The 23,633-nt window shown below is 41.7% G+C and carries 18 protein-coding genes and 1 pseudogene; 17 read left to right on the forward strand and 2 right to left on the reverse strand.

The window, feature by feature from the left end:
• Positions 1-326: 326 nt before the first annotated feature.
• The 16 genes from MXE28_RS09105 to MXE28_RS09180 all read left to right on the forward strand — a co-directional run bounded on the left by MXE28_RS09105 (position 327) and on the right by MXE28_RS09180 (position 21,935).
• Entirely contained in the window at positions 327-881 is a 555-nt protein-coding gene (locus MXE28_RS09105; RefSeq protein WP_021842105.1) for a DUF1440 domain-containing protein, read from the forward strand.
• Between the two features lie 474 nt (positions 882-1,355).
• Positions 1,356-1,919: a TetR/AcrR family transcriptional regulator gene (locus MXE28_RS09110; protein WP_247240061.1), complete on the forward strand. Its 564-nt coding sequence runs from the start codon at positions 1,356-1,358 to the stop codon at positions 1,917-1,919.
• Positions 1,912-3,042: an efflux RND transporter periplasmic adaptor subunit gene (locus MXE28_RS09115; RefSeq protein WP_156705439.1), complete on the forward strand. Its 1,131-nt coding sequence runs from the start codon at positions 1,912-1,914 to the stop codon at positions 3,040-3,042. Before MXE28_RS09110 ends, MXE28_RS09115 begins: the two co-directional genes overlap by 8 nt.
• An 11-nt stretch (positions 3,043-3,053) precedes the next feature.
• Positions 3,054-6,194 carry an efflux RND transporter permease subunit gene (locus MXE28_RS09120; protein WP_247240062.1) on the forward strand — a complete coding sequence of 1,047 codons (3,141 nt, stop codon included), beginning with the start codon at positions 3,054-3,056 and terminating at the stop codon, positions 6,192-6,194.
• 334 nt (positions 6,195-6,528) lie between these two features.
• A complete protein-coding gene (dcuC, locus tag MXE28_RS09125) occupies positions 6,529-7,911 on the forward strand; it encodes a C4-dicarboxylate transporter DcuC (RefSeq protein ID WP_247240063.1) in 1,383 nt (460 codons plus the stop codon).
• 224 nt (positions 7,912-8,135) lie between these two features.
• Complete coding sequence (locus MXE28_RS09130) at positions 8,136-9,413, forward strand: manganese-dependent inorganic pyrophosphatase (protein ID WP_021842109.1); 1,278 nt, start codon at positions 8,136-8,138, stop codon at positions 9,411-9,413.
• Positions 9,414-9,503: 90 nt separating this feature from the next.
• Positions 9,504-11,699: a DNA helicase PcrA gene (gene pcrA / locus MXE28_RS09135; RefSeq protein WP_156705733.1), complete on the forward strand. Its 2,196-nt coding sequence runs from the start codon at positions 9,504-9,506 to the stop codon at positions 11,697-11,699.
• 52 nt (positions 11,700-11,751) lie between these two features.
• Positions 11,752-13,776: an NAD-dependent DNA ligase LigA gene (gene ligA, locus MXE28_RS09140; protein ID WP_247240065.1), complete on the forward strand. Its 2,025-nt coding sequence runs from the start codon at positions 11,752-11,754 to the stop codon at positions 13,774-13,776.
• A 160-nt stretch (positions 13,777-13,936) separates the two neighbouring features.
• Positions 13,937-14,227, forward strand: coding sequence for an Asp-tRNA(Asn)/Glu-tRNA(Gln) amidotransferase subunit GatC (gene gatC / locus MXE28_RS09145; protein WP_021842112.1), 291 nt, complete (start codon positions 13,937-13,939; stop codon positions 14,225-14,227).
• Between the two features lie 11 nt (positions 14,228-14,238).
• Positions 14,239-15,696: an Asp-tRNA(Asn)/Glu-tRNA(Gln) amidotransferase subunit GatA gene (gatA, locus tag MXE28_RS09150; RefSeq protein ID WP_156705731.1), complete on the forward strand. Its 1,458-nt coding sequence runs from the start codon at positions 14,239-14,241 to the stop codon at positions 15,694-15,696.
• Positions 15,693-17,135, forward strand: a complete 1,443-nt coding sequence (gene gatB / locus MXE28_RS09155; RefSeq protein ID WP_021842114.1) for an Asp-tRNA(Asn)/Glu-tRNA(Gln) amidotransferase subunit GatB — start codon at positions 15,693-15,695, stop codon at positions 17,133-17,135. The genes gatA and gatB overlap by 4 nt, the downstream gene beginning before the upstream one ends.
• A 113-nt stretch (positions 17,136-17,248) precedes the next feature.
• Positions 17,249-17,620 (forward strand): hypothetical protein, encoded by a 372-nt coding sequence (locus MXE28_RS09160; protein WP_021842115.1) that lies wholly within the window; start codon positions 17,249-17,251, stop codon positions 17,618-17,620.
• Between the two features lie 120 nt (positions 17,621-17,740).
• A complete protein-coding gene (locus tag MXE28_RS09165) occupies positions 17,741-18,580 on the forward strand; it encodes an HAD family hydrolase (RefSeq protein ID WP_156705729.1) in 840 nt (279 codons plus the stop codon).
• 190 nt (positions 18,581-18,770) lie between these two features.
• Complete coding sequence (locus MXE28_RS09170; RefSeq protein WP_021842117.1) at positions 18,771-19,346, forward strand: hypothetical protein; 576 nt, start codon at positions 18,771-18,773, stop codon at positions 19,344-19,346.
• A gap of 267 nt (positions 19,347-19,613) precedes the next feature.
• Entirely contained in the window at positions 19,614-20,189 is a 576-nt protein-coding gene (locus MXE28_RS09175; protein ID WP_156705727.1) for a hypothetical protein, read from the forward strand.
• Positions 20,190-20,333: 144 nt separating this feature from the next.
• Positions 20,334-21,935: a subtype B tannase gene (locus tag MXE28_RS09180; protein WP_021842119.1), complete on the forward strand. Its 1,602-nt coding sequence runs from the start codon at positions 20,334-20,336 to the stop codon at positions 21,933-21,935.
• 45 nt (positions 21,936-21,980) lie between these two features.
• On the opposite strand, the gene MXE28_RS09185 is transcribed toward MXE28_RS09180, so the two are convergent.
• Entirely contained in the window at positions 21,981-22,652 is a 672-nt protein-coding gene (locus tag MXE28_RS09185) for a substrate-binding domain-containing protein (protein ID WP_247240064.1), read from the reverse strand.
• Positions 22,641-22,760: pseudogene (locus MXE28_RS11590) on the reverse strand (LysR family transcriptional regulator); the annotation flags it as partial. The gene MXE28_RS09185 and the pseudogene MXE28_RS11590, both read right to left, overlap by 12 nt.
• A gap of 248 nt (positions 22,761-23,008) precedes the next feature.
• Here MXE28_RS11590 and MXE28_RS09190 point away from each other — a divergent pair.
• The gene (locus MXE28_RS09190; protein ID WP_021842121.1) at positions 23,009-23,509 is read left to right on the forward strand and encodes a GNAT family N-acetyltransferase; all 501 of its coding nucleotides are present in this window, start codon (positions 23,009-23,011) and stop codon (positions 23,507-23,509) included.
• Positions 23,510-23,633: the final 124 nt, after the last annotated feature.

Here is a 23,633-nt window from a genome sequence, read left to right on the forward strand (position 1 = left end):
AAGAGGACACGCAACTAGCGTTTCTCTTTAGCGCCCCAAAATAAATTATAGAACCATCTTACTTATTATGGGCACCTATATTTGGATACATTCAATAGTAATTGTGTCAACTTACTCATAATTCAAGTAAACTGTTTTTATATTTTTGTTCAAAAATCGGTAAACTTAAATGCATTTTAATTATGATTTTTATTCATGTTTTTGATTGACATATAAAAATTTGATTGAATTTGAATTTATTTGAGCGTTTTTAATGGCGTTTTAATCAGTAAAGTGCTAAAATACTATTATTAAAGTAGTATTTGCAAGAGAAAGGGGGCTTTGTGATGAAAGTAGGTTTTAACTACATCACAGAACCAAGCAGACGTCGTGTAGGATTGTCTGTTTTAATCGGTATTATAGTCGGCATTATCGGTGCCATTGCTAAGTGGGGTTGGGAAGTGCCGTTTCCACCGCGTAATCCTGATATTTTCTGGCCGGTTGACGCCATGTCTCGTGTAACACCGCCAAAAGTTGTGTTGGATATGTTACATATGCCTGATTTATCCTATACATTCTCCGGTGTTCAGTTACCGCTTGATGTATTTATTGTGCATGTTTTATTCTCCATTGTATTTGGTATTATGTATTGCGTAATCGCTGAATATTGGCCACGCATTAAAATGTGGCAAGGATGTGTGTTCGGTTTCTTTGTGTATTTATTTGCTCATGTAATCGTAATGCCGCTTATGGGCTTGGTACCGCCATTGGCAGAAATCCCATTTGATGAAAACTTGTCTGAATTATTCGGTCATCTTTGGTGGCTTTGGATTATGGAAGTGGCTCGCCGTGACTTACGAAATCGTATGACCGGTGAACTTGATCCTGAAAAGTATATTTAATTAATAAAACCTCTTTGTTTTAGGTGCTCGGTAATGTTGTTTACAACAGCATTTATGACCAAGCTAACTTTAAAACAAAGGGGTTTTTATTATATCGAAAAATATAGTAGGATATAGTATAATAATTATTGACAAAATTATATTTTTTCGATAAACTGAAACATGGTACTAGAGTTTTCAGTTCGGTTTTCATTAGTTTTATATAAGTTGAATTGAAAGCGTTTTTAGAATAAAAATGTTGGTAATGTGTAATGCTTATCAATTTTTTATATAGTGTTTACTTTAGAATCTGCAAAGTATGTCAGAACTGTGGTAAGTACGGTTATGTAGTGATTGTTATAGTGTAGTGATTATCCTTATAAACAGGGTAAGCAGTATAGTGTAATGATTGCTTATTTTTCTATTTTAGTGTGTGGAAGTGATTCATTATGTGTATGTGGAATTACAGTGTGAATGTTGATGGAGGAGGCGACAATGAAACAACGAATTCTTGATGCGGCTGTAGCCGAAATAGAGTTACATGGCTCGTCATTTCGTATGGATGACTTGGCTAAGCGCCTTAATATTAGTAAGCGTACTTTGTATGAAAATTTTCATTCCAAGAATGAAATCATTGAGCGTATTTTATTCGACAAGAGTCAGGACTTTTATAATTTGCATAAGCAGATTTTAGAAGATGACAACTTGGATACGGTTACTAAGCTCAAACGCTATTTTACGGTTAAATCTGATTTGTATGCGACAATCAGCGGCGATCATTATCGACTTATGTTTGCCTCGGTGCCATCGTTGGTAGACCAAGTAATGCGTACAGTTGAAAAAGATTGGGAGTTACTGGGGAACTTTTTAAAAGAACAACAACGATTAGGTGTTATTAAAGATGTGGATATTGATGTAGTAATACTTATTTTTAAAGGTGTTTTACGCATAGTATTTTACGATAGTCTAGCTAACCCGGAAGATTGCAAAGAGCTTTTGTCAGAGGCTATGAACTTAATATTGCATGGTATTTTGAATGAGGAGGATAAGAATGAGTAAGTTTCGATTATTGGGTGGCATTGTAGCCGGGTTGGCGATGATGCTGGTGGTTGCCGGTTGCGGTAAGGAAGAAGCGCAACAACAGGCAGTTGCAGTCAACACATATAAAATTGTGGCCACCGATACACAGATTGCAACGTCCTTTAACGGTACCGTTACATCGCAGAATAGTACAGCCATTCATGCGCGTGTTTCCGGTCACGTTGTAGAGAAGTATGTTAATGGCGGCGAACAGGTTGTTAAAGGCCAGCCTTTATTCCGTTTGGATTCCCGTCAGTATGAAGCTAATTTAGCCAGTGCTCAGGCTAATGCAGCATCGTCCAATGCATCCTATTTAAATGCGGAACGCGATTTGCAGCGTTATCAGCAATTAGCTAATGAAGATGCCATTGCTCGTCAGACTTTGGATACCCAAGCCAGCACGACGGAACAGCAAAAAGCTGCTTTAGCGGCTAATGATGCAGCTGTTCGTATTGCTCAGGATAATTTGCAGGATACAGTTATTTATGCACCGTTTGACGGTACCTTAGAAATGGATGATGTCGATTTAGGTGCTTATGTAACTGCCGGCAGCACTACTTTAGTTACTATTAATACAGTAGATCCTGTATATGTAGAATTTGCCATGAGTGAAGCTGAATATCTTGACTTCATGAAGAATAAGCAAGGTCAGAATTTGGCTAATGTACCATTACAGCTTCGTTTATCTGACGGTTCTATTTATCAGTACACCGGTACGTTGGTGCAGGCCGCCAAAAACCTCGACAGCACATCCGGTCAGTTGATGTTTAAAGCGTCCTTCCCAAATCCACAGCATATGTTATTACCTAATATGTATGCGTCTGTTGTTTCTCCCGGGGATATTATTAAAGATGCTATCTTAGTTCCTACTAAAGCTATTACGTATGTACTCGATAAATCCTTCGTATTTACGGTTGATGAAAACGGTAAAGTTACTCAGACTCCGGTTGAAACAAGCGGTACTCAGGGTATTTATACAATTGTTAAGAGTGGTATAAAACCGGGGACAACGGTTGTTGTTGACGGCTTAACCAAGATTCGTAACGGTGTAACAGTTAACCCTACGGCGTTGACTAAAGACCAGATTGAAAAGACGAAATAAGGGGGGATACTGTGTCGAAATTTTTTATTAACCGACCTATCTTTGCCATCGTTTTGTCCTTGATTATTACGATTGTCGGCCTTGTGTCAATGTTAACCTTGCCGATTGCGCGTTATCCGGAGATAACACCGCCACAGGTTCATGTAACGACTAGTTACGTCGGGGCATCTGCAGACGTTGTAAGTGATACGGTAGCGTCCGTAATCGAATCCCAAATCGTAGGGGTTCAAGATATGGACTACATGACATCAACCAGTAGCAACAGCGGCAGTTACTCTTTGACAGTCCAATTTAATCAGGGTACCGATGCGGATATGGATACGGTAAATACTCAAAACCGTGTACAGCGTGCCTTAGCTTCCTTACCGTCGGAAGTACAAAGTGTTGGTGTTATTACAACTAAATCTACCGGCGATATGTCCTTGGTATTTGCGTTGAAATCTAATGATGCTGATTCATATGACCAGACATTCTTAAAAAACTATGCATCCAACTACATGATGGATGAAATTAAATCCATTAAAGGTGTTGGTAGTGTGCAGGAATTCGGCGCTGACTTTGCTATGCGCGTTTGGCTCGATCCAAGTAAAATGGCTCAGCATAATGTAACGATTGCTCAAGTAACCAGTGCTATTTCCGCACAGAATAGACAGGCGGCAGCCGGTTCTTTAGGTACCGATCCAACGCCTAGTACACAGCAAATTAATCGTAACATTTCCATTCAAGGCCGTTTAATTACGCCTCAGGAATTCGGTAATATCGTTATTAAAACAGATAGCAACGGTAATTTGCTGCGCTTAAAAGATGTGGCTACTATCCAACTTGGCTCTGAAGATTATGGTTTTAATGCCAAGAGTGATGACCGTCCAATGGCTGTGTTTACCGTATCTTTAACAAGTGATGCGAATGCGATTGAAACAATCGGTCAAGTAAAGCAAGTTCTGGAAAAACAAAAAGATAGTTTACCACCGGGCGTTGAATATACGGTTATCGTAGATAATACGAACTTCGTTATTGCGTCCATCGAAGAAGTAGTTCAGACCTTCGTAGAAGCGTTGATTTTGGTAGCTTTGATTGTATATATCTTCTTACAGTCCTGGCGCTCCACATTGATTCCGATGATTGCCGTACCGGTATCCTTGCTTGGTACCTTCGCGGCGTTTGAAGTATTAGGCTTTACCATCAATACGTTGACCTTGTTCGCGATGGTACTTGCTATAGGGCTTGTAGTCGATGACGCCATCGTTGTTATTGAAGCGGTTGAATACGAAATTAAAGTCAATGGTTTGACGCCTCATGACGCAACGATTGCAGCTATGAAAAACGTACAAGGTCCGGTTGTCGGTATCGCTTTCGTATTGGCGTCCGTATTCGTGCCGGTATCCTTCATGGGCGGTATGACAGGTATTCTTTACAAACAGTTCGCCTTGACCATTGCCGTATCTGTTGCCATTTCTGCGTTCGTAGCGTTAACCTTGACGCCGGCACTTTGTTCCATGATGTTAAAACCACATGTACCGCAGGAACATGAAAACTTGTTGCATCGTGGACTTAATAAATTTAACGATGCCTTGGAACGTTTCAGTGATTGGTACGGGTATCAGTTAGCTCGCTTGGCTAAACACTTATGGATTACTGTGGCTGCTTTATTGGCGTTTGCCTTGGTTTCCGCAGGTGTGTTCCGCGTATTGCCATCCGCTTTCGTACCACCGGAAGATAACGGTTATTACATGGTAGCCGTAAACTTGCCGGAAGGGGCTACTTTATCCCGTACGATTGCCGTGCTCGATAAAGTGCAGGGCTTCATGAGTGAAGATCCGGATATTGTCGATAAAGCAGGGATTGCCGGTTTCGATATTTTAGCTAGTGCTCAAAAATCAAGCGGCGGTTTGATGTTTGCTACCTTATCCGATTGGAGCCAACGTAAAGGGGCCGGACAGGATGTTAACAGCAAAATCGGTAAATTAATGGGCTATGCCGCTACCGTTCCGGAAGCGACTATTTTACCGTTGAACCCACCACCAATTCCGGGGTTAGGTAACTCCGGTGGTTTCTCCATGTATATTATCAATAAGGCAGGGGATTCCACAGCTGAAATGGCAACCGTTGTTAATGACTTCTTAAGTGAAGCTCGTAAACAACCGGTATTTGGTTCTATCTACACGACCTTTACTGATAGCACACCAACTTATAATTTTGATATTAACCGTGATAAAGCGGCTCAAGATGGTGTGAGTGTGTCTGATATCTTTACGACCTTGCAAGGTTATTACGGTTCGATCCAGGTTAATGACTTTAACCAGTTCGGTAAGACTTATAAGGTTGTTATTCAAGCCAGCCAGGATTACCGTGTTTCACCGGAAAATAACAACAATATCTATGTAGCTAACAGTAGTGGTACTTTGTATCCGGTAGCTAACTATGTTAAAGCTGTATCCACAACATCGGCTTCGACGATCACTCGTTTTAACAACTATCCGGCTGTTAAAATCGGTGGTTCTGAAGCGGACGGTTACAGTTCCGGTGATGCCATTGCAGCTCTTGAAGAAGCAGCGAAAACGTTACCTCAGGGCTATGACTATGACTGGGCCGATCAAAGCCGTGAAGAAGTTAAAGCCGGTTCCCAGACGATTCTTATCTTAGGCATGGGGATTATCTTCGTATTCCTCGTATTGGCCGCCTTGTATGAATCGTGGAAAGTACCGTTTGCCGTATTGTTCTCCGTACCGTCCGGTATCGTAGGGGCAGCTTTAATTCCTTGGTTATTGAACTTAACCGGTGCTTATAGCTTAACCAACGATATTTATTTACAGATCGGGTTGTTGACCTTGGTCGGCTTAGCGGCGAAGAATGCAATCTTGATTATCGAATATGCTAAGATTCGTGTTGATGAGCGTGGCATGCGCTTTGTCGATGCGGCTATCGAAGCGGCGAAGATTCGTTTACGTCCTATCTTGATGACGTCCTTAGCGTTCATCTTAGGTTGTATTCCGCTCGCAATCTCCAGCGGCGCCGGTGCGGGTGCCCGTGTATCCATAGGTATTACCGTAGTAGCCGGTATGACATCTGCTACCTTATTCGGCATCTTCGTTATCCCGATGTTGTTCATCTTAATTGAAAACATCGGTGCCGGTAAGAATAAAAAACATTAATACGTCAGTCTAGGTACTTTAAAATCTTACAATAATGTAAGTTTTAAAGTGCATGACCTGTAAATTATTAAGCGAGTATGCTCTTTTGAGTGTACTCGCTTTTTACATATAATTCGATTGTTGCATATTATGTATAACTTAAATGAAAGAATACATGATATAATGATGGTAATTATAAAGTACATACGTGTACATGTAGGAGGCGATGCGTAGCTGGTGAGGTGTAACGGTGATGATCTATTATAATTATATATCTAAAAGTCACCGGGTTGTGTCTACGGTTATTGGGGGATAGCCGTCAGTAGGTTCGTTGTAGTAGTGAGGAGGTAAGTAAGTGAATATTATTATTTCGGTAATTGTCATTCTCTGGATTGGTACTTTAGTATTCAAACGATATAAAGCGCAAGCCGTTTTATTCATCGGTGGTATGGTACTATTAGCATTAGCCTATTTGATGGGTTACGGCACAATTCTTGGTGCTAAACAACAAACGGGTAACTTTATTTTTGATATTTATGAACTCATTCGCATTTTATTCAGTGAACGTGCTGCTAAATTAGGCCTTAATATCATGGCCGTAGCCGGTTTTGCCCGTTACATGGACCACATTGGTGCATCCCGTGCGTTAGTTACCTTGACAATTAAACCGCTTAAAAAATTAAAATCCCCGTATTTAGTACTCAGTGCTTGTTGGGTAGTAGGGATGATTATCGGTCTTGCTATTAACAGTGCCTCCGGTTTGGCCATGTTATTAATGGTTACTATGTATCCTGTATTAATTGCGTTAGGCGTAAGTAAGTTGTCCGCAACGGCTGCCATCGCAACGACTCTTTGTCTCGACTGGAGTCCAAGTGATACAGGGACTATCTTTGCCGCTGAACTGGCGGGCATCGATCCTGTAACATACTGGCATTCCTATCAGGTACCGGTAGCTCTTTGGGTATTCCCGGTAGTTGCAATACTTCATTATGTTGTACAAAAATACATGGATAAACGAGATGGTCATATTGTAGTGGCTCAGGACGCTGTAGTTCACGAAGAAAAAATGACCAATGAAGACTTAAAAGAAGTTAAAGCACCTTTATACTATGCGATTTTACCGATTATTCCGCTCGCTTTAATTTTATCCTTCTCCAGTCTCTGGATTTCTTGGATTAAGATGAACATTATCATGGCCATGTTAATCGGTACGACTGTGGGCATGATTTTCCAATATTTACGTACCTTTGACGGTAAGTCTACGCTTGCTGATTTACAGGTTTACTTCGACGGCATGGGTCGCCAAATGGCAAACGTAGTCAGCCTTATCGTAGCCGGCGAACTCTTTGCCAAAGGCCTCATGGCTATCGGTACCATCGATGCCCTCATCAACTGGGCTAAAACGTCCGGTTTCGGCGGTATCGGCATTACCCTCGTAATGGTATCCATCATCGGCATTTCCTCCATCGTTATGGGCTCGGGGAACGCTCCGTTCTTCGCCTTTGCTAACTTGGTGCCGTCCATTGCGGCGTCCACCGGCGTTTCGGCAGCCCTCATGATTTTACCGATGCATTTTATCGCCAGTGCGTTCCGTACCATTTCGCCGATTACGGCTGTAATCGTGGTAGCCGCCGGTATGGCCGGTATTTCACCGTTTGATTTGGTTAAACGTACTGCCATTCCGATGATTGGTGCCGGCATTACGCTCGTTGTTGCGAACTTTGTAATGTTCTTATAATTTACAATGTTGAGCTAAAAGATTTGTAAATTATTTATATGTGTACTTTTAAATTTTAAAATTGTATTTCATATCTCCATCCGACATTGTGTCGGGTGGAGATATTTGTTTGTAAAAAGCATGCTATAATGCTCATTTACTCATACTGCAGAAGGGTAATTTATGGTATAATGAATAAGATAAATTAACTTCGTTAATTCTAATTTTTTTATGAGGTGATATACATGAGTGAAAATGTAATTTTAGTAACCGGCCATAAGAGCCCTGACACGGATTCCTTCTGTTCTGCATTAGGTTATGCTAATTTGAAAACCCAGATGGGTATGCCTGCCAAAGCAATTTGTGCCGGTAAAGCTAACAAGGAAACTTCCTTCGTGCTTGATTATTTCAAAGTAGAACATCCTGAAATCGTGACAAGTTTTGCCGTTCGCATTAAAGACGTTATGGAAAAAGTACCGGCTGTTGATGCTTCTGCAAGCTTGGAAGATATTTTGGCATGGCGCAACACTCATGACATGAACCGTGTACCGGTTGTAAAAGACGGTAAATTCGTAGGCGTAATTTTACCAAGTCGTTTGATTGATGCTTTAGCCGGTGCTTGGCTCGATAAGAAAACTGTAACTGCCGCCGACATCGTATCTAAAGCGGGTTGTCAGTTGGTTTCCCCTGAATTAAAATTAAAAGAATTCGACCGCGGTCATGCCGGTGCGTTCCCGGTAGTAGACGGTGACACTTACTTTGGTATGGTTCGCTCCAAAGTGGAAGCACCTAAAGAAAAACAAAAAGTTGTATTAATTGACCACAATGAAAAAGTACAGATTATCGACGACATCGAAGATGCCGAAATTATCGAAAACATCGACCATCATCGTATCGGTGGTTTAACAACGGAAAACCCTATTTTCATCCATTACGAACCGGTTGGCTGCTCTTGCACCATCGTGGCTAACTTCTACTGGCAGTACGGTCAGGAAATTCCTAAACACATTGCGGGCTTATTGTTATCCGCCATTATTTCTGATACAGTATTGTTCCGTTCGCCGACTTGCACACCAAAAGATGTGGAAACAGCTAAGAAATTGGCTGCTATCGCCGGTGTGGATTTGGAAGCGTACGGCCTTGAAATGTTGAAAGCCGGTGCCGATGTATCCGATTTCAGCGATGAACAAATCGTTCGTACAGATATGAAAGAATTCGGTGCTAACGGTCAGGTTATCAGCATTGGTCAGTTGACTACCATGAACGCTGAAGAAGTATTGACTCGTAAAGCTGCTTTGTTAAAAGCTTTGGAAGAATTGCGTGCATCTAACAAATATGCTGCATCTTACATCATGGTTACCGATATCTTGAAAGAAAGCACTAACTTATTATTCGCCGGCGATGCCGATGCTATCGTTAAAGCTGCTTTCGGTCAAGAACCTAAGGAACAGGAAGTATTCTTGGCTAATACTTTGTCCCGTAAAAAACAAATCGTTCCTCAAATCTTGGGAGCTATGAAATAATACGACTAAGTAGCTATATAAGTAAAACAAAAACGTTGCAAAGGGCAACGTTTTTGTTCATTCTGATTACACTGTGTAGAAAGGACTGTTATGAGTAGTATATTTGACGGCTTGAATAAAGAGCAACAAGAAGCAGTACGCACTACGGAAGGGCCACTGTTGATTGTAGCGGGCGCCGGATCCGGTAAGACGCGTGTACTGACGTATCGCATTGCTTATTTATTGTCACAGGGTGTAAATCCTTATGAAATTTTAGCCATTACCTTTACCAATAAAGCGGCTAAAGAAATGAAGAGCCGTGTGGAGGATTTGGTTGGTTCCATGGCGGATCGCATCTGGCTCAGCACTTTTCATTCCTTTTGTGCAAAATTTTTACGTTTTGAGCTGGATAACTTCCTCGGCTACAGCAAAAATTTTACGATTTATGATACAGGGGACTCACAAGCCGTTATTAAGGGGGCGTTGAAGAGCCTGAATCTGGATGATAAATACTTTCCGCCGGGAGCTATGCTTAGTGCTATTTCCGATGCCAAGAACCGACTCTTGATGGCCCACGAATTTCGCATGGAAGCTCGTGATTTTTACAGTCAAAAAGTGGCTGACGTATACGAATATTATGAGAAAGAACTCCGCAAGAATAATGCGCTCGACTTCGATGATTTGTTGATGGTAGCGGTTAAACTCTTGCAGAGCCGTGAAGATATTCTTCAGAAATACAGTAATCGCTTCCGTTATATCATGATTGACGAATATCAGGATACGAACCATGCTCAATATACGTTGGCTCATTTATTGGCCTCCAAATGGCAAAATATTTGTGTCGTAGGGGATGCGGACCAGAGTATTTACGCTTGGCGCGGTGCGGATATTCAGAATATTCTTGATTTTGAAAAAGACTATCCGGCTACTAAAACCATAAAACTGGAGCAGAACTATCGCTCCACGAAGACGATTTTGGAAGCGGCCAATGCGGTTATCGATAACAACGAAGGGCGTCCCGACAAAGTCCTTTGGACGGATAAAGATATGGGACCGAAAATTCGTCATTTCGAAGCTCAATCGGAACTGGAAGAAGCGGCTTTTATCAGCGAAACTATTGCCAAACAGCATGATATTCATGAAGTACCGTATGGTAATATGGCTATTTTATATCGTACCAATGCTCAGTCCCGTGCCCTTGAAGAAGGCCTCATCAAACGAGGCATTCCTTATGTAATGGTAGGGGGGACGAAGTTCTACGACCGTAAAGAAATTAAAGACGTGTTAGCCTATTTAAAGGTACTCTTTAATCCCTTTGACGATTTGAGCTTGATGCGTATTATTAACGTGCCAAAACGCAGTATCGGTGCTACGACGGTTGCTAAATTGCAAGATTATGCTCGTGAAACAGGCAATTCTTTATTCATGAGTTTGACCATGTTAAGCAATATTCCGACAATTAAGGGCAAAACGAAGGAAAAACTGGAGGAATTCGGAATTCTGATTTTTACTTTGGTTGCCATGATGGATAACCACAATGTATTGCAGATTTTGGAAGCTATTCTAGAAAAAACAGGTTATCTTAAAGAATTGGAAGACAGCACGGACCCTCAAGACGAAGCCCGCGTTGAAAATATCGGTGAATTGTTATCCGTAGCCAAAGTATTCTTAGATGAAAATCCAACAGGCACGGTGCAAGACTTCTTGGAACAGGTGGCGCTAGTCAATGATGTGGATACGTATGAACAAGCTGATTCTAAAGTAACCTTGATGACCCTTCATTCAGCCAAAGGCTTGGAATTTCCGATTGTCTTCTTAGCCGGTATGGAAGAAGGCTTATTCCCACATAGCCGTACCCTCATGAATCCGGAAGAGATTGAAGAAGAGCGTCGCCTTTGCTATGTAGGGATTACCCGTGCGGAAAAAGAACTGTATCTTTTAAATGCTACGACCCGTACCGTATTCGGCCGCACCAACGGCTATTTGCCATCGCGCTTCTTAAAAGAGATTCCAGAAGGCTTGATTGAAGAGTTACGACCAAAACGCAAAGTGCGTGAGGATGTACAGCGTCATGTACCGTCTCATTTATCCGTAATGTCTCGTCCCGTAACGAAGCCTACTTTGCGTAATCCTGTTGTGGAAAACTGGCAAGTCGGTGATACGGCGGTTCATTCCAAATGGGGGAATGGCAAGGTTATCGAACTTCAGGGATCCGGTTCCGGCTTGAAGTTAAAAATAGACTTCCCAACTCAAGGGGTTCGCTTAATTATGGCTCAATTTGCACCGGTTAAGCGTTTAGAAAAATAACCTGTTATATCATTGTTTTACAAAAGACGGTAGGAGAAAGACTATGCCAGCAATGAATGAATTAAGAGCAGCTGTAGCCAATGCGGCTACGGAAGAAGCAAAAGCCCATGCCCTGCAACAATTATTGGCTCATGCCGGATATTTGTATTATGTAAAAGATGCGCCGGAAATGGAAGATTATGAGTACGATAAACTCTATCGGGAATTACTCGATTTGGAAACGGCGCATCCCGAATTTATCACATCCTATTCACCGACACAGCGCGTAGGCGCCAAGATTGAAGGGGATTTTCCGAAAGTCGTACACGGACGACCAATGCTGAGTCTTGGTAATGTTTTCAGTGATGCTGAAGTGCGTACGTTTGCGGAACGAACCGAACGCGAGCTCGGTCATCGACCTGAATATGTCATTGAACTTAAAATCGACGGCCTCGCTTGTAATCTTCATTATGAAAACGGTGTTCTCGTAAGAGCCGTAACCCGCGGTGACGGCCGTGTCGGGGAAGATGTAACGAATAATGTGCGCACCATTCAATCGGTACCGCTTTGGATTGAAAATGCACCGCCGTATATTGAAATACGCGGTGAAGTATACATGCCTCATAAAGAATTCCAACGCATTAACGAAGAGCGTGAAGCGGCCGGTTTGCCGACGTTTGTAAATCCGCGCAATGCCGCCGCCGGTTCTTTGCGCCAGTTAGATCCGGCCATTACAGCCAGTCGTAACCTCGACTTCTTCGCCTATGCTGTAGGTTCTTCGGAAGGCTCCGATATTCACTCCCAGAGTGAACTATTAAAGCGTTTAGCGGAATATCATTTCCATGTAAATCCAAATTACAAAGTGTGCCAAACCATTGATGAAGTAATTGAACGTATTGCTTATTGGGATACGGCTCGTCATGAATTGGCCTATGATACGGACGGTATGGTAATTAAAGTGAATTCCTTTGAAGACCAGGAACAATTGGGGGCTACCGTTAAAGATCCCCGGTGGGCTACGGCTTTTAAATATCCGCCGGAAGAAGTAGAAACCATCGTCAAAGATATTACTATCAATATTGGCCGTACCGGCGTTTTGACACCAACCGCGGAATTGGAGCCGGTCTTTGTATCAGGCACCAATGTAGCGCGCGCCACCCTTCATAACGAAGATTTTATTAAAGACAAAGACATTCGCATCGGTGACCATGTGATGATTCATAAAGCGGCGGAAATTATTCCGGAAGTCATTAAATCCTTACCGGAAAAACGCACCGGTGAAGAGCGTGAATTTAGCATGCCGACCAACTGTCCGATTTGTGATTTTCCGACCGTGCGCCAACCCGGTGAAGTCGCGGTTCGTTGCAGTAATCCGCATTGTCCGGCTGTGGAAAAAGAAAAAATCATTCACTTTGCCTCCCGTGATGCCATGAATATTGACGGCTTGGGGCCGAGCATTGTGGAAAGCCTCATTGCCTATAAGTTAATTGCTACGGTAGCCGATTTGTACAAATTAACGGAAGAACAGCTGGTTACGATGGAGCGCATGGGTAAGAAATCGGCGCAGAACCTCTTAAAAGCCATTGAAGAATCTAAAACCCGTGGTCTCGGTCGACTGCTCTTTGCTTTGGGGATTCGCTTAATCGGTGCTAAAGCAGGCCGAACTATTGCGGAATATTTTCCCACTATGGAGGCTTTACAGGCTGCTACCGCTGAAACTTTAACGGCGGTCAGTGAAATCGGGCCGACCATGGCGGACAGCTTGGTGGCTTATTTTAAAGAGCCGTATAATTTGGAACTCATTGCAGCCCTTCGCGAAGTGGGCGTTGTTATGGCAGAAGAACAGGTGGAACCGAGCGGCACCGAACTGGAAGGGGAAACCATTGTTTTAACGGGAACACTTGAAAGTATGGGGCGTAAAGAAGCAGGTGAACTCTTGGCGGCTCACGGCGCTAAGATAACAGGCTCCGTAAGTAAGAAGACAACTATCGTTATCGCCGGTGCCGAAGCAGGCAGTAAGCTCACTAAAGCGGAATCTTTGGGTATTCGCGTCATGGATGAAACGGAGTTTTTAGAATTAATCAAGGACTGGCAATAAATTCGGCCTTTTGGAATCAAACAAAGATGGGCAATAGATGCGGCCTTTTGAAATACATCACAAATTGACCCTACGATTTTTAAAATAGGCAATATATCAGCTTATTTTGTATTGTCATAGTCAATTTGATATAATAATAAAATGGAAAGGATGTGTACGCATGAAAATTGATCGGGAAGAAATAAAAAAGATTGCTTTATTATCTCGTTTAGATATTAGCGAAGAAAATATGGGCACTGTAGAAAAAGCGTTAAATGACGTATTATCTTATGTTGCTGAATTGGAAGAATTGGACCTTGAAGGGGTAGAACCTATGGCCCATGCAGTTCCTTTACACAATGTATTCCGTAAGGACGAAGTGATTCCTTCGTTGCCACATGATTTGGCAATGCAGAATGCACCTGAAGAAGAAGACGGTTACTTCAAAGTGCCGCGCGTTATACAGGAATAGGAGGAAGCACTGTGACCATTCATGAATTACATCAGAAATTAGTGGCCAAAGAATTGTCGGCCGTTGAATTAACGAATGCCGTAATTGCCCATAAAGCAAAAACAGAACCGACAGTACATGCGTATTTAGCGGATTCTCACGAACAAGCTTTAGCGGTAGCAGCTAAAGTTGATGAAAAAATTGCAGCCGGTGAAGCCATTTCGCCGTTAGCCGGTATTCCGGGGGCTGTAAAAGACAATATTTGTATTAAAGACCAACAGGCTACTTGTGCGTCTCGTATGTTGGAAAACTTCGTACCGCCATACAATGCGTCTGTTGTTGAAAAGTTAACCGGTGAAGACTATGTAAGCCTTGGTAAACTTAACATGGACGAATTCGCCATGGGTAGTTCTTCCGAAAGCTCCGCATTTGCCAAAACTACGAACCCTTGGAACGCCGAGTATGTACCGGGTGGTTCTTCCGGCGGGGCGGCTGCTTCCGTAGCAGCGGGCAGTGCTGTGTGGGCTTTGGGTTCCGATACGGGCGGATCTGTTCGTCAGCCGGCGTCCTATTGCGGCGTAGTTGGTTTAAAACCAACTTACGGCAATGTGTCTCGTTACGGCCTTATTGCGTATGCTTCATCGCTTGACCAAATCGGCCCTGTGACCCGTGACGTAACTGATGCGGCTATCGTGCTTAACGCTATCAGTGGCCACGACCATCGTGATTCCACGTCTATTCCGGGCGAACGTCCTGATTACACGAAAGCCTTGGTAAATGACGTAAAAGGCCTTAAAATCGGTATGCCAAAAGAATATTTCGGCGAAGGTCTCAACAGTGAAGTCCGTGAAGCGCTTGAAAAAGCCGCTAAAGTATACGAAGGTTTGGGTGCTGAAATCGTAGAAGTAAGCTTGCCGACTTCTAAATATGCTTTATCCGCTTATTATATTATCGCTTTGGCGGAAGCCAGCTCCAACTTGGCTCGTTACGACGGCGTAAGCTATGGTTTGCGTGTACCGGCTGATAACTTGGTTGAAATGTCCACGAAGACTCGCTCCCAAGGTTTTGGTGCCGAAGTACAGCGTCGTATCTTGCTCGGTACCTATGTATTGAGTTCCGGCTATTATGATGCTTATTATTTGAAAGCCTTGAAAGCTCGTCGTTTGATTAAAAACGAATTTGATGCGGCTTTTGAAAAAGTAGACGTATTGTTAACACCGACTGCACCAAATACAGCGTTCAAGTTCGGTGAAAAAATTAACGATCCGTTATCCATGTATTTAGAAGATATTTGTACCACCCCTGTTAACTTGGCCGGTATTCCGGGCATTTCCATCCCGGCAGGTTTTGCATCCAATGGTATGCCAATCGGTATGCAGTTGTTGGCACCGGCTATGGGTGAAGAAGTCTTATTCCGTACGGCTTATACATTCGAACAGGCTTGTCCGGAATGCAATAAAATCGCATCCATTGGGGAGGTAACACTATGAAATACGAAACAGTCGTAGGGCTGGAAGTCCATACGGAGTTAAAGACTAAATCTAAAATCTTTTGCGGTTGCACTACTGAATTCGGCGGCGACCAAAATACGCATGTTTGCCCTGTATGTTTAGGTTTACCGGGCGTTATGCCGGTACTTAACCAAAAAGTGGTTGAATATGCTATTCGCGTCGGCTTAGCTTTGAACTGTGAAATTTTACAATTCAATAAATTCGACCGTAAAAACTACTACTATCCGGATTTGCCAAAAAACTGGCAGACATCCCAATATGACTTGCCAATCTGCTTGAATGGTCATATTGATATCGAAGTGGGCGGCAAAACTCGTCGTATCCGCATTACGCGTATTCATATGGAAGAAGATGCCGGTAAATTGGTTCACAGCGGCAATACCATCAGCACATCCGATTCCTCCAACGTTGACTACAACCGTACCGGTGTACCATTGTTGGAAATCGTATCGGAACCTGATCTTCGCTCCGGTGAAGAAGCTCGTGCCTATGTTGAAAAAATCCGTTCCATCATCAAATATTTGGACGTGTCCGACGTTCGTATGGAAGAAGGCAGCTTGCGTTGCGACGCCAATATTTCCGTACGCTTGATGGGCGACGAAAAATTAGGTACTAAAACTGAAATTAAGAATATGAACTCCTTAACTGCATTGCAGAAAGGTGTTGAATATGAAGCCATTCGTCAGGCGGAAACGTTGGAAGACGGCGGCACTATCGTTCAGGAAACCCGTACTTGGGACGACAGCAAGGGCATGACATTGTCCATGCGTAAGAAAGAAGCGGAAAACGACTACCGTTATTTCCCTGAACCTGACTTGGTACCAATCGTGATTACGGATGAACAGATTGAAGCGGCTCGCCAATCCTTACCGGAATTACCGGATGCAAAAATGGCTCGTTTCCAAGCCGATTACGGTTTATCCGAAGAAGATAGTGCGATTTTGACAACTATGCGTGAAACCGCCGATTACCTTGATGAAGCTGTTAAAGCCGGTGCTGATGCTAAAACAGCAGCTAACTGGATGCTAGGTGATTTGTCCAAAATGGTGAACGAAGCCAATATTACCTTTGCCGATGCGAAAGTTAAACCGGCTCAATTGGCCGCTATGATTGAACTCATCAACAAAGGCACTATTTCCGGTAAAATTGCGAAAAAAGTTATCGTTTCCATGTGGGAAACCGGTAAAGATCCGCAAGCTATCGTTGAAGAACAAGGTCTTGTTCAGATTACCGATACCGGCGCTATTGAAGAAATCGTAAAACAAGTTATTGCCGATAATCCTAAGTCTGTAGAAGACTTCAAGAGCGGTAAAGGCAAAGCTATCGGTTTCTTGGTTGGTCAGGTTATGAAACTCAGCAAGGGCCGCGCTAATCCGGGCGTTGTTAACGAATTATTGCAGAAACATTTGAACGCATAAATTTAAAAGTTTTCAGCTTATATAATATAGAATTATGGTTATACATAATTCCATATGAGTAAGCGTAAGACCTATTAATTCCGATTCTTTGATTTAAAACACAGGAGATTGCTATGGAAGATAAACAATCTTATGATTCTAAACAGACGAGTGTGTTATCGGAAGAAGAACGTCGTGCGTTTGACGGCGTGACCATAGATGAAACCGGGCGTGAGCAATCTGAAGAGGATATTCGTCGTGAAAACCGTGCCAAGACTCATGAAATGTCTGATGGCACCGGTTTTAATGATTATTTTCAGCAGACAATTCCGGGCGTAAAAGTATTTACCTTCAGCTCTGTGGGCTGGAAGGGTAAATTAATCATGGCAGCTCTCGTAGTTGTTCTTTTTAGTGTGTTAACTTTCTTTGGTGGTTTATTTTTAATTGGATTTATTGTGTTGGGACTAGGCGTCGGTATATGGGCGCTCTTACGAAAGCTTTTTTAATGGTATAAAGACTTCTTCATTCCAGTTCGCTATCCGGCGTGCATGCACGAAAGGCTAGCTTGCCCAGAATGGAGAAGTCTTTTCGCGTATATAAAAGCAATTGCCAAGAAAGGAGAAGTTATGAGTTCTAATGAAAAGCCGATTGTGGCTTTGATGTATGATTTTGATAAAACGTTGTGTACTAAGGATATGCAGGAATATGGTTTTATTCCGGAGCTTGGAATGACGACGGCGGATTTTTGGCGTGAGGCTAATGGTTTAACCGATAAAGACGGCATGGACGGTATTTTGGCGTATATGTTCATGATGGTTAAGATGAGTAGGCTCCATGAAGTGCCGATTACCCGGCAAACGTTAAATAAACTAGGGGAAGGAATTGAATATTTTCCGGGCGTAATTTCTTGGTTCGACCGCATCAGTGCTTACGGTGAGTCAAAAGGCGTGCAAATAGAGCATTATATTGTATCGTCCGGCGTGAAAGAAATTATCGACGGTAGTAAGATTGCGAAGTTTTTCAAAAAGATTTACGCCTGTGAATTCAAGTATGACTATAACGGTCTTATCGAATGGCCGAAGATTGCCGTTAACTATACAGCCAAAACACAATTCTTGTTCCGTATTAACAAGGGCGTATTGGATATTACTACGAGCAGCGATAAAGAGCTGAATCAGTATACACCGGAAGTGGAACGACGAGTACCATTCAGTAACATGATCTATATTGGTGACGGACTCACCGACGTGCCATGTATGAAACTTGTTAAGGTGAATGGTGGTCAAGCCATTGCCGTATATAACCCGGAACAGGAAAACGGAATTAATGTGGCGAAAAATCTGATTAAAGATAATCGCGTTAATTTTGCCTGTCCGGCCAATTATGATGAAGGCAGTCGATTGGATAATATTGTGAAGACTATCATTGATAAAGTAAAAGCTGTTGAAACATTGCAGAGAATGTAATATTGTAGACGAGATTCTGTATTATCGTGAAGATGAAGACGAGGAAGAAGAATGGTAGGTTGAGTCTACTGTATTGATAAAAAATCATAACAATCATATCTATTTGTTATACATGTGTAGTAAAAAATTGAAAAGTATTGTAATATTAAAATAGTAAGTAGTGTCGTGTTTATATTTAGGGAGGGGTATTATGAAACGAATATGGGGTATTGTTTTGATGTTTATTACCGTCCTGGCTGTTCTGGGCTGCGGTACTGACAGCATTACCGGCGGTTCCGGGAAAAGTATTTTTACAGAACCGGGTTTGGCGGCTAAGGCTATTTCCGAATTGAAAGAAACACCTGCATTAAAGGGGAAAGATATTCAGGTATTTCAAAATGTACTGGTTAGTGATCTTAAGGGTGTAGGAAGCCGCATTGATATTAATATCCTCGTTCCTGACACTAATGATAAAGTTGATAATTATGTGTACCAAAATGGTAAATGGGCTGCTCCACAACCGGTTCAAATTTCGGGCGACGGTGACATGAAAGACAATGTTATGCCATTAGATGCTATCGATTACAGTAAGATTCCGGATATGTATAAAATAGCCCAAGATAAGGCCAAAGAGATTGAAGGCGGTAAAGTAGATGAACAGCTGATTTACATTTTTAAAATTAATGAACGTAAATATGATGCTCATCTTAAAATCGAAGGAGCCAGAGAAAAGTTCGACGCCATTTTTGACTCTAAAGGCAACCTCATTGAAATGAAAAAAGAATAGTAATGATTAGTCGCTAGTTTTACACAAGTAAAAAGTGAATAAGTTGGTGTTTAATAATTTTGAGACGCTACTGCTATTGTAAACAGTAAGATTTAGTGTAAAAACTATTGTCGTTGGAGAATTTCTAATTTTAGATTGTGTTCGACTCGGCAATAGTTTTTTATCTTTTAAAATTGTATAGTTTACTAACCATATCGTATGTTTGCATGAAATTTCCTATTGGGAATGTCGTTAGTGTTATTTAGTTTTATATATAGGAGGGGTATTATGAAAAGATTAATGGGGATTATTTTCATGATTATCACTGTAATGGCCATGTTAGGCTGTGGTGGTGACAGTGATACCGGTGGTGGTAAAAAAAGTATAATCACTGAACCGGGCTTAGCAGCTAAGATTATTACCGAATTAAAAGAACAATCAGAATTTAAGGGAAAAGTAATTAAGGTGTTCAACAATGTAGTAGTTTCGGATACAGAAGAGTATGGAAATACGATTAGTATTGATGTTTTGGTTCCCGGCACCAGTGACAAAGTTGACAAATATATTTATATGAATGGCAAGTGGCAAAATGCAGGCGCGGCGTTCATTCCCGATGGTCTTACTGTGAAAGATAATCTTATGCCAATCGATGCCATCGACTATAGTAAAATCCCTGAGATGTATAAAGTGGCCGAGGAAAAAGCGAAATCTATTGAAAACGGTAAAGTTGAAAAATCAGTGGGATATATCTATTATGCTGGCAATCACTCATATAAAGCCTACATTCTAATTGATGGCTCTAAAGAATCATATTCAACAGAATTTGATGCTAAAGGTAATTTTGTTAAATTTATTGACGGATGACAAGATCTAAATTTCACGCTTGAAGATGATATTTTTATTTCATATTACTCCTATTTTTTCAATCTATAATTACAATCAATACAAATAAAAGTTATAATATAGATATAGTTAGATGTAAAAAGTACATTGAAAGGAGATATGATTATGAAAATAGGAAAGTATTCAAAGTACAAAAAGGCATTACGAGCTATGGTTCTTATGGGAGCGACATTAACGGTGGGTGGATTAATAAGCTCGGTAAGTGCGGCCGATTCTTTGGATTTTAAAATCCAAAATTATGAAACGCGTACGATGACAGTTGACGGTAAGGAAGTAACCTTTAGAGCTTATGAAAATATTCCGTATGTAGCCAATCCGGTGGATACGACCTATCAGTCTATGAATGTGTATATTCCGGAAGCCTATTTTCAAAATGAAAAAGATGGAAAATATACAGCTGAATCGGCACCTATCTTTTTACCAAATTCGGTAGGCGGCTATCGTCCGGGGAAAGCGGCCACACCGACTCTTTCTAAAGATGGCGAACCGAATGCTGTTTTATATGCTTTATCACGTGGCCTTGTTGTGGCGGCACCGGCTGCACGCGGTCGCAGTAACGAAACGGCAGAAGGTGTCTATTACGGTAAAGCGCCGGCCGCTATTGTGGATTTAAAGGCAGCCGTGGCCTATTTACATAAGAATGATAACATTATGCCCGGTGATGCGAATAAAATTATTTCCAACGGCACCAGTGCGGGCGGGGCCTTATCCTTGTTGCTAGGTGCTACCGGTAATGAATCGGATTATGCTCCGTATTTACAAGAGATTGGCGCAGCCGATGCGCGAACCGATATTTATGCCGTATCGGCGTATTGTCCGATTACCGATCTTGACCATGCCGATATGGCCTACGAATGGTCATATAACGGTGTCAATGAATACACAGGTATGCCGTCCTTTGGCGGTCAAATGGAGCCACCTGATCCTACCTTAGGGAGCAGCTCGGCCAAAGCCACCCCGGATATGTCAGCTATGCCGGACATGTCCGGTGAAGCACCCGGTAAGCAACAAACTCAAAAGGCAGTTCAATTGACGGCTGACGCGATTGCTTACAGCGATCTTTTGAAAAATAACTTCCCTGAGTATTTGAATAGTTTACAGCTAAAAGATCAAGACGGTAAATTATTGTCACTCGACTTTAACGGCAACGGCTCCTTCATGGACTATGCTAAATCGTATATCATTAAGAGTGCTGAAAAAGCTAAAGCAGCAGGAACGGATATTTCCAGTGCCGATTTTTTAGTGTATGATGCGAAAAATCCGGATAAAATCGTCGATGTTGATTGGCTGAAATACAATACTTCGGTTGGTCGCATGAAGGCTCCGGGTGCTTTTGATTCTCGCGACAATTCTACTGGTGAAAATAACTTGTTTGGCACGGCTACGGTAGACAATCAACATTTCATACAATTTGCATCTATTAACGGTGACGGCACTGCTGTGGCAGATGAACATATCGTCAAAATGATGAATCCGCTTAACTATATTGCACCAAATGACGCTTCAAAGACGAAGGAACAGACCCAGCATTGGCGCATTCGCTATGGTGAAAAGGATAACAACACGTCCATGGCCGTGCCGCTAATTGTGGCTACTCGCTTGGCTAATTATGGTTACGACGTTGATTTTGATTTGCCATGGGGCATTCCGCATGCCGGCGATTATGATTTACAAGAACTTTTTGATTGGATTGATCAATTAGTTTAACGTCTCTCTAATCAGGCGAGCAAACAATTCCATGGCAGGGCTAAGCTACTTATTACTGTTATAACCGCAAACACCCGATATATGAGTATCTGTTAATTCGGTTTCGAGGGCTACCAGTTCACCGTTATTCAATTCATTTTTTACGGCAAAGGTTGGCAGATACGAAATACCGACATTGCTTTTTACCAGGTTTTTAATAGTAGGTATGCTCCATAATTCGATGGTATGGTCCAGTCGTATGGACTTTCTTTGCAAATATTGTTCGAATATTTGACGGAAGATGCAGTTAGGTTCATTGATAATAAAAGGTATAGGAATATTCTGATTTGGTGTTATGAAATCAGAATATTCCTTTTTTATTTCCGGCGAAGCAACTAAGGTCATAGGGTAATTGCCAAAAGAAGCTACTGTTAAATTATTTCCAAAACCTCCGACGTTTTCATAAAATATACCGAGGTCTAAGATACAGTCCAATAACTCGTTGCGGATGTCATAACAATTCATGGACCGTAAAAAGAGTCTTGTATTGGGAGCTAAATCGTGGAATTTTTGCAAAACCGGTGAGAGTTTATAACAAAGCAGGGTTTCGCCTACGCCGATACGTAAAATGCCTTTATATTCCGTCAAATCATTTTCAAAACAATTCAAGCGTTCAACTGATGTAAGAACATCGTTTACATAGGGATATAACTGTTCACCGGCTTTGGTGAGCATCATTCGTCGGCCGATTTTTTCAAATAATTTTACCGAAAGTTCCTGCTCTAATTGTCCGACTTGGAAGGTAATGGTGGATTGCGTATAGTTGAGTTTTTCTGCCGCTTTGGTAAAGCCGCCTTCTTAAATAGTAGTTTTAAAGGTCTGTAAATATTTTAGTTCCATGAGCATCTCCAATACTTCAATAATAATGAAGTTTATATTTAATAACATCAATTATATTTAATTATCTATTGATGGTATACTAGCAGGGAAAAATACGATTGTCAACGAGATGCTTACATGGAGTTTTTAAACAATATATCAAGCTTTAAAATTCGTAATGAAGATGAAAGACTAGAATATGAGGAGGCAATATAATGTATTCACTTGAATTAGCAAACAGTAAAGAGTTAGAAGTATGCTATGAAATTATTGAAGAAGGGCGTGCTTTTCAAAAAGAACAGGGATTTGTGCAATGGACGGAAGCATATCCCAATCGCGATACAATTGAAGCTGATATGGAGAAGAAAAAGGGGTATGTTATCAAAGCCCAACAAGAAATTTTAGGTTATATGTGCGTTGATTTTGACGGTGAACCGGCCTATGACGATATTAATGGGGCGTGGCGAAGTGAGGCGCCTTATGCCGTGGTTCATCGCATGGCTTTTAGTAAAAAAGCACGAGGCCAGGGCATTGCCGACATAGCTTTTGGTTTAATAGACAAACTTTGTGTAGCTAAAGGCGTGAAATATATTAGAGTGGATACGGATTTTCCGAATAAACGAATGCAACATATTTTGAAGAAGAACGGTTATGTTTATTGTGGTACCATTGTTTTTCAAAACGGCGATAAATTAGCGTATGATAAATTATTATAATATGCATTAGGCCTACCGGCTTTAATTACTCTTTTATAAAATTTTCTCTAAAAAGAAATGCCCCGAAAGTGTAGTGACCCCAAAAAGTTAGACTTTTATTTCCGAGAAGCCTGAATAGGTTTCT

Source organism: Veillonella sp. KGMB01456, assembly GCF_023051165.1.
In the GTDB taxonomy this organism is placed as follows: domain Bacteria; phylum Bacillota; class Negativicutes; order Veillonellales; family Veillonellaceae; genus Veillonella_A.

Bases quoted from the DNA above. Each gene is read 5' to 3' on its own strand.
- MXE28_RS09105 (WP_021842105.1), top strand. From the start codon at position 327: ATGAAAGTAGGTTTTAACTACATCACAGAACCAAGCAGACGTCGTGTA.
- MXE28_RS09110 (WP_247240061.1), top strand. From the start codon at position 1,356: ATGAAACAACGAATTCTTGATGCGGCTGTAGCCGAAATAGAGTTACAT.
- MXE28_RS09115 (WP_156705439.1), top strand. From the start codon at position 1,912: ATGAGTAAGTTTCGATTATTGGGTGGCATTGTAGCCGGGTTGGCGATG.
- MXE28_RS09130 (WP_021842109.1), top strand. From the start codon at position 8,136: ATGAGTGAAAATGTAATTTTAGTAACCGGCCATAAGAGCCCTGACACG.
- pcrA (WP_156705733.1), top strand. From the start codon at position 9,504: ATGAGTAGTATATTTGACGGCTTGAATAAAGAGCAACAAGAAGCAGTA.
- ligA (WP_247240065.1), top strand. From the start codon at position 11,752: ATGAATGAATTAAGAGCAGCTGTAGCCAATGCGGCTACGGAAGAAGCA.
- gatC (WP_021842112.1), top strand. From the start codon at position 13,937: ATGAAAATTGATCGGGAAGAAATAAAAAAGATTGCTTTATTATCTCGT.
- gatB (WP_021842114.1), top strand. From the start codon at position 15,693: ATGAAATACGAAACAGTCGTAGGGCTGGAAGTCCATACGGAGTTAAAG.
- MXE28_RS09160 (WP_021842115.1), top strand. From the start codon at position 17,249: ATGGAAGATAAACAATCTTATGATTCTAAACAGACGAGTGTGTTATCG.
- MXE28_RS09165 (WP_156705729.1), top strand. From the start codon at position 17,741: ATGAGTTCTAATGAAAAGCCGATTGTGGCTTTGATGTATGATTTTGAT.
- MXE28_RS09170 (WP_021842117.1), top strand. From the start codon at position 18,771: ATGAAACGAATATGGGGTATTGTTTTGATGTTTATTACCGTCCTGGCT.
- MXE28_RS09175 (WP_156705727.1), top strand. From the start codon at position 19,614: ATGAAAAGATTAATGGGGATTATTTTCATGATTATCACTGTAATGGCC.
- MXE28_RS09180 (WP_021842119.1), top strand. From the start codon at position 20,334: ATGAAAATAGGAAAGTATTCAAAGTACAAAAAGGCATTACGAGCTATG.
- MXE28_RS09185 (WP_247240064.1), bottom strand. From the start codon at position 22,652: ATGATGCTCACCAAAGCCGGTGAACAGTTATATCCCTATGTAAACGAT.
- MXE28_RS09190 (WP_021842121.1), top strand. From the start codon at position 23,009: ATGTATTCACTTGAATTAGCAAACAGTAAAGAGTTAGAAGTATGCTAT.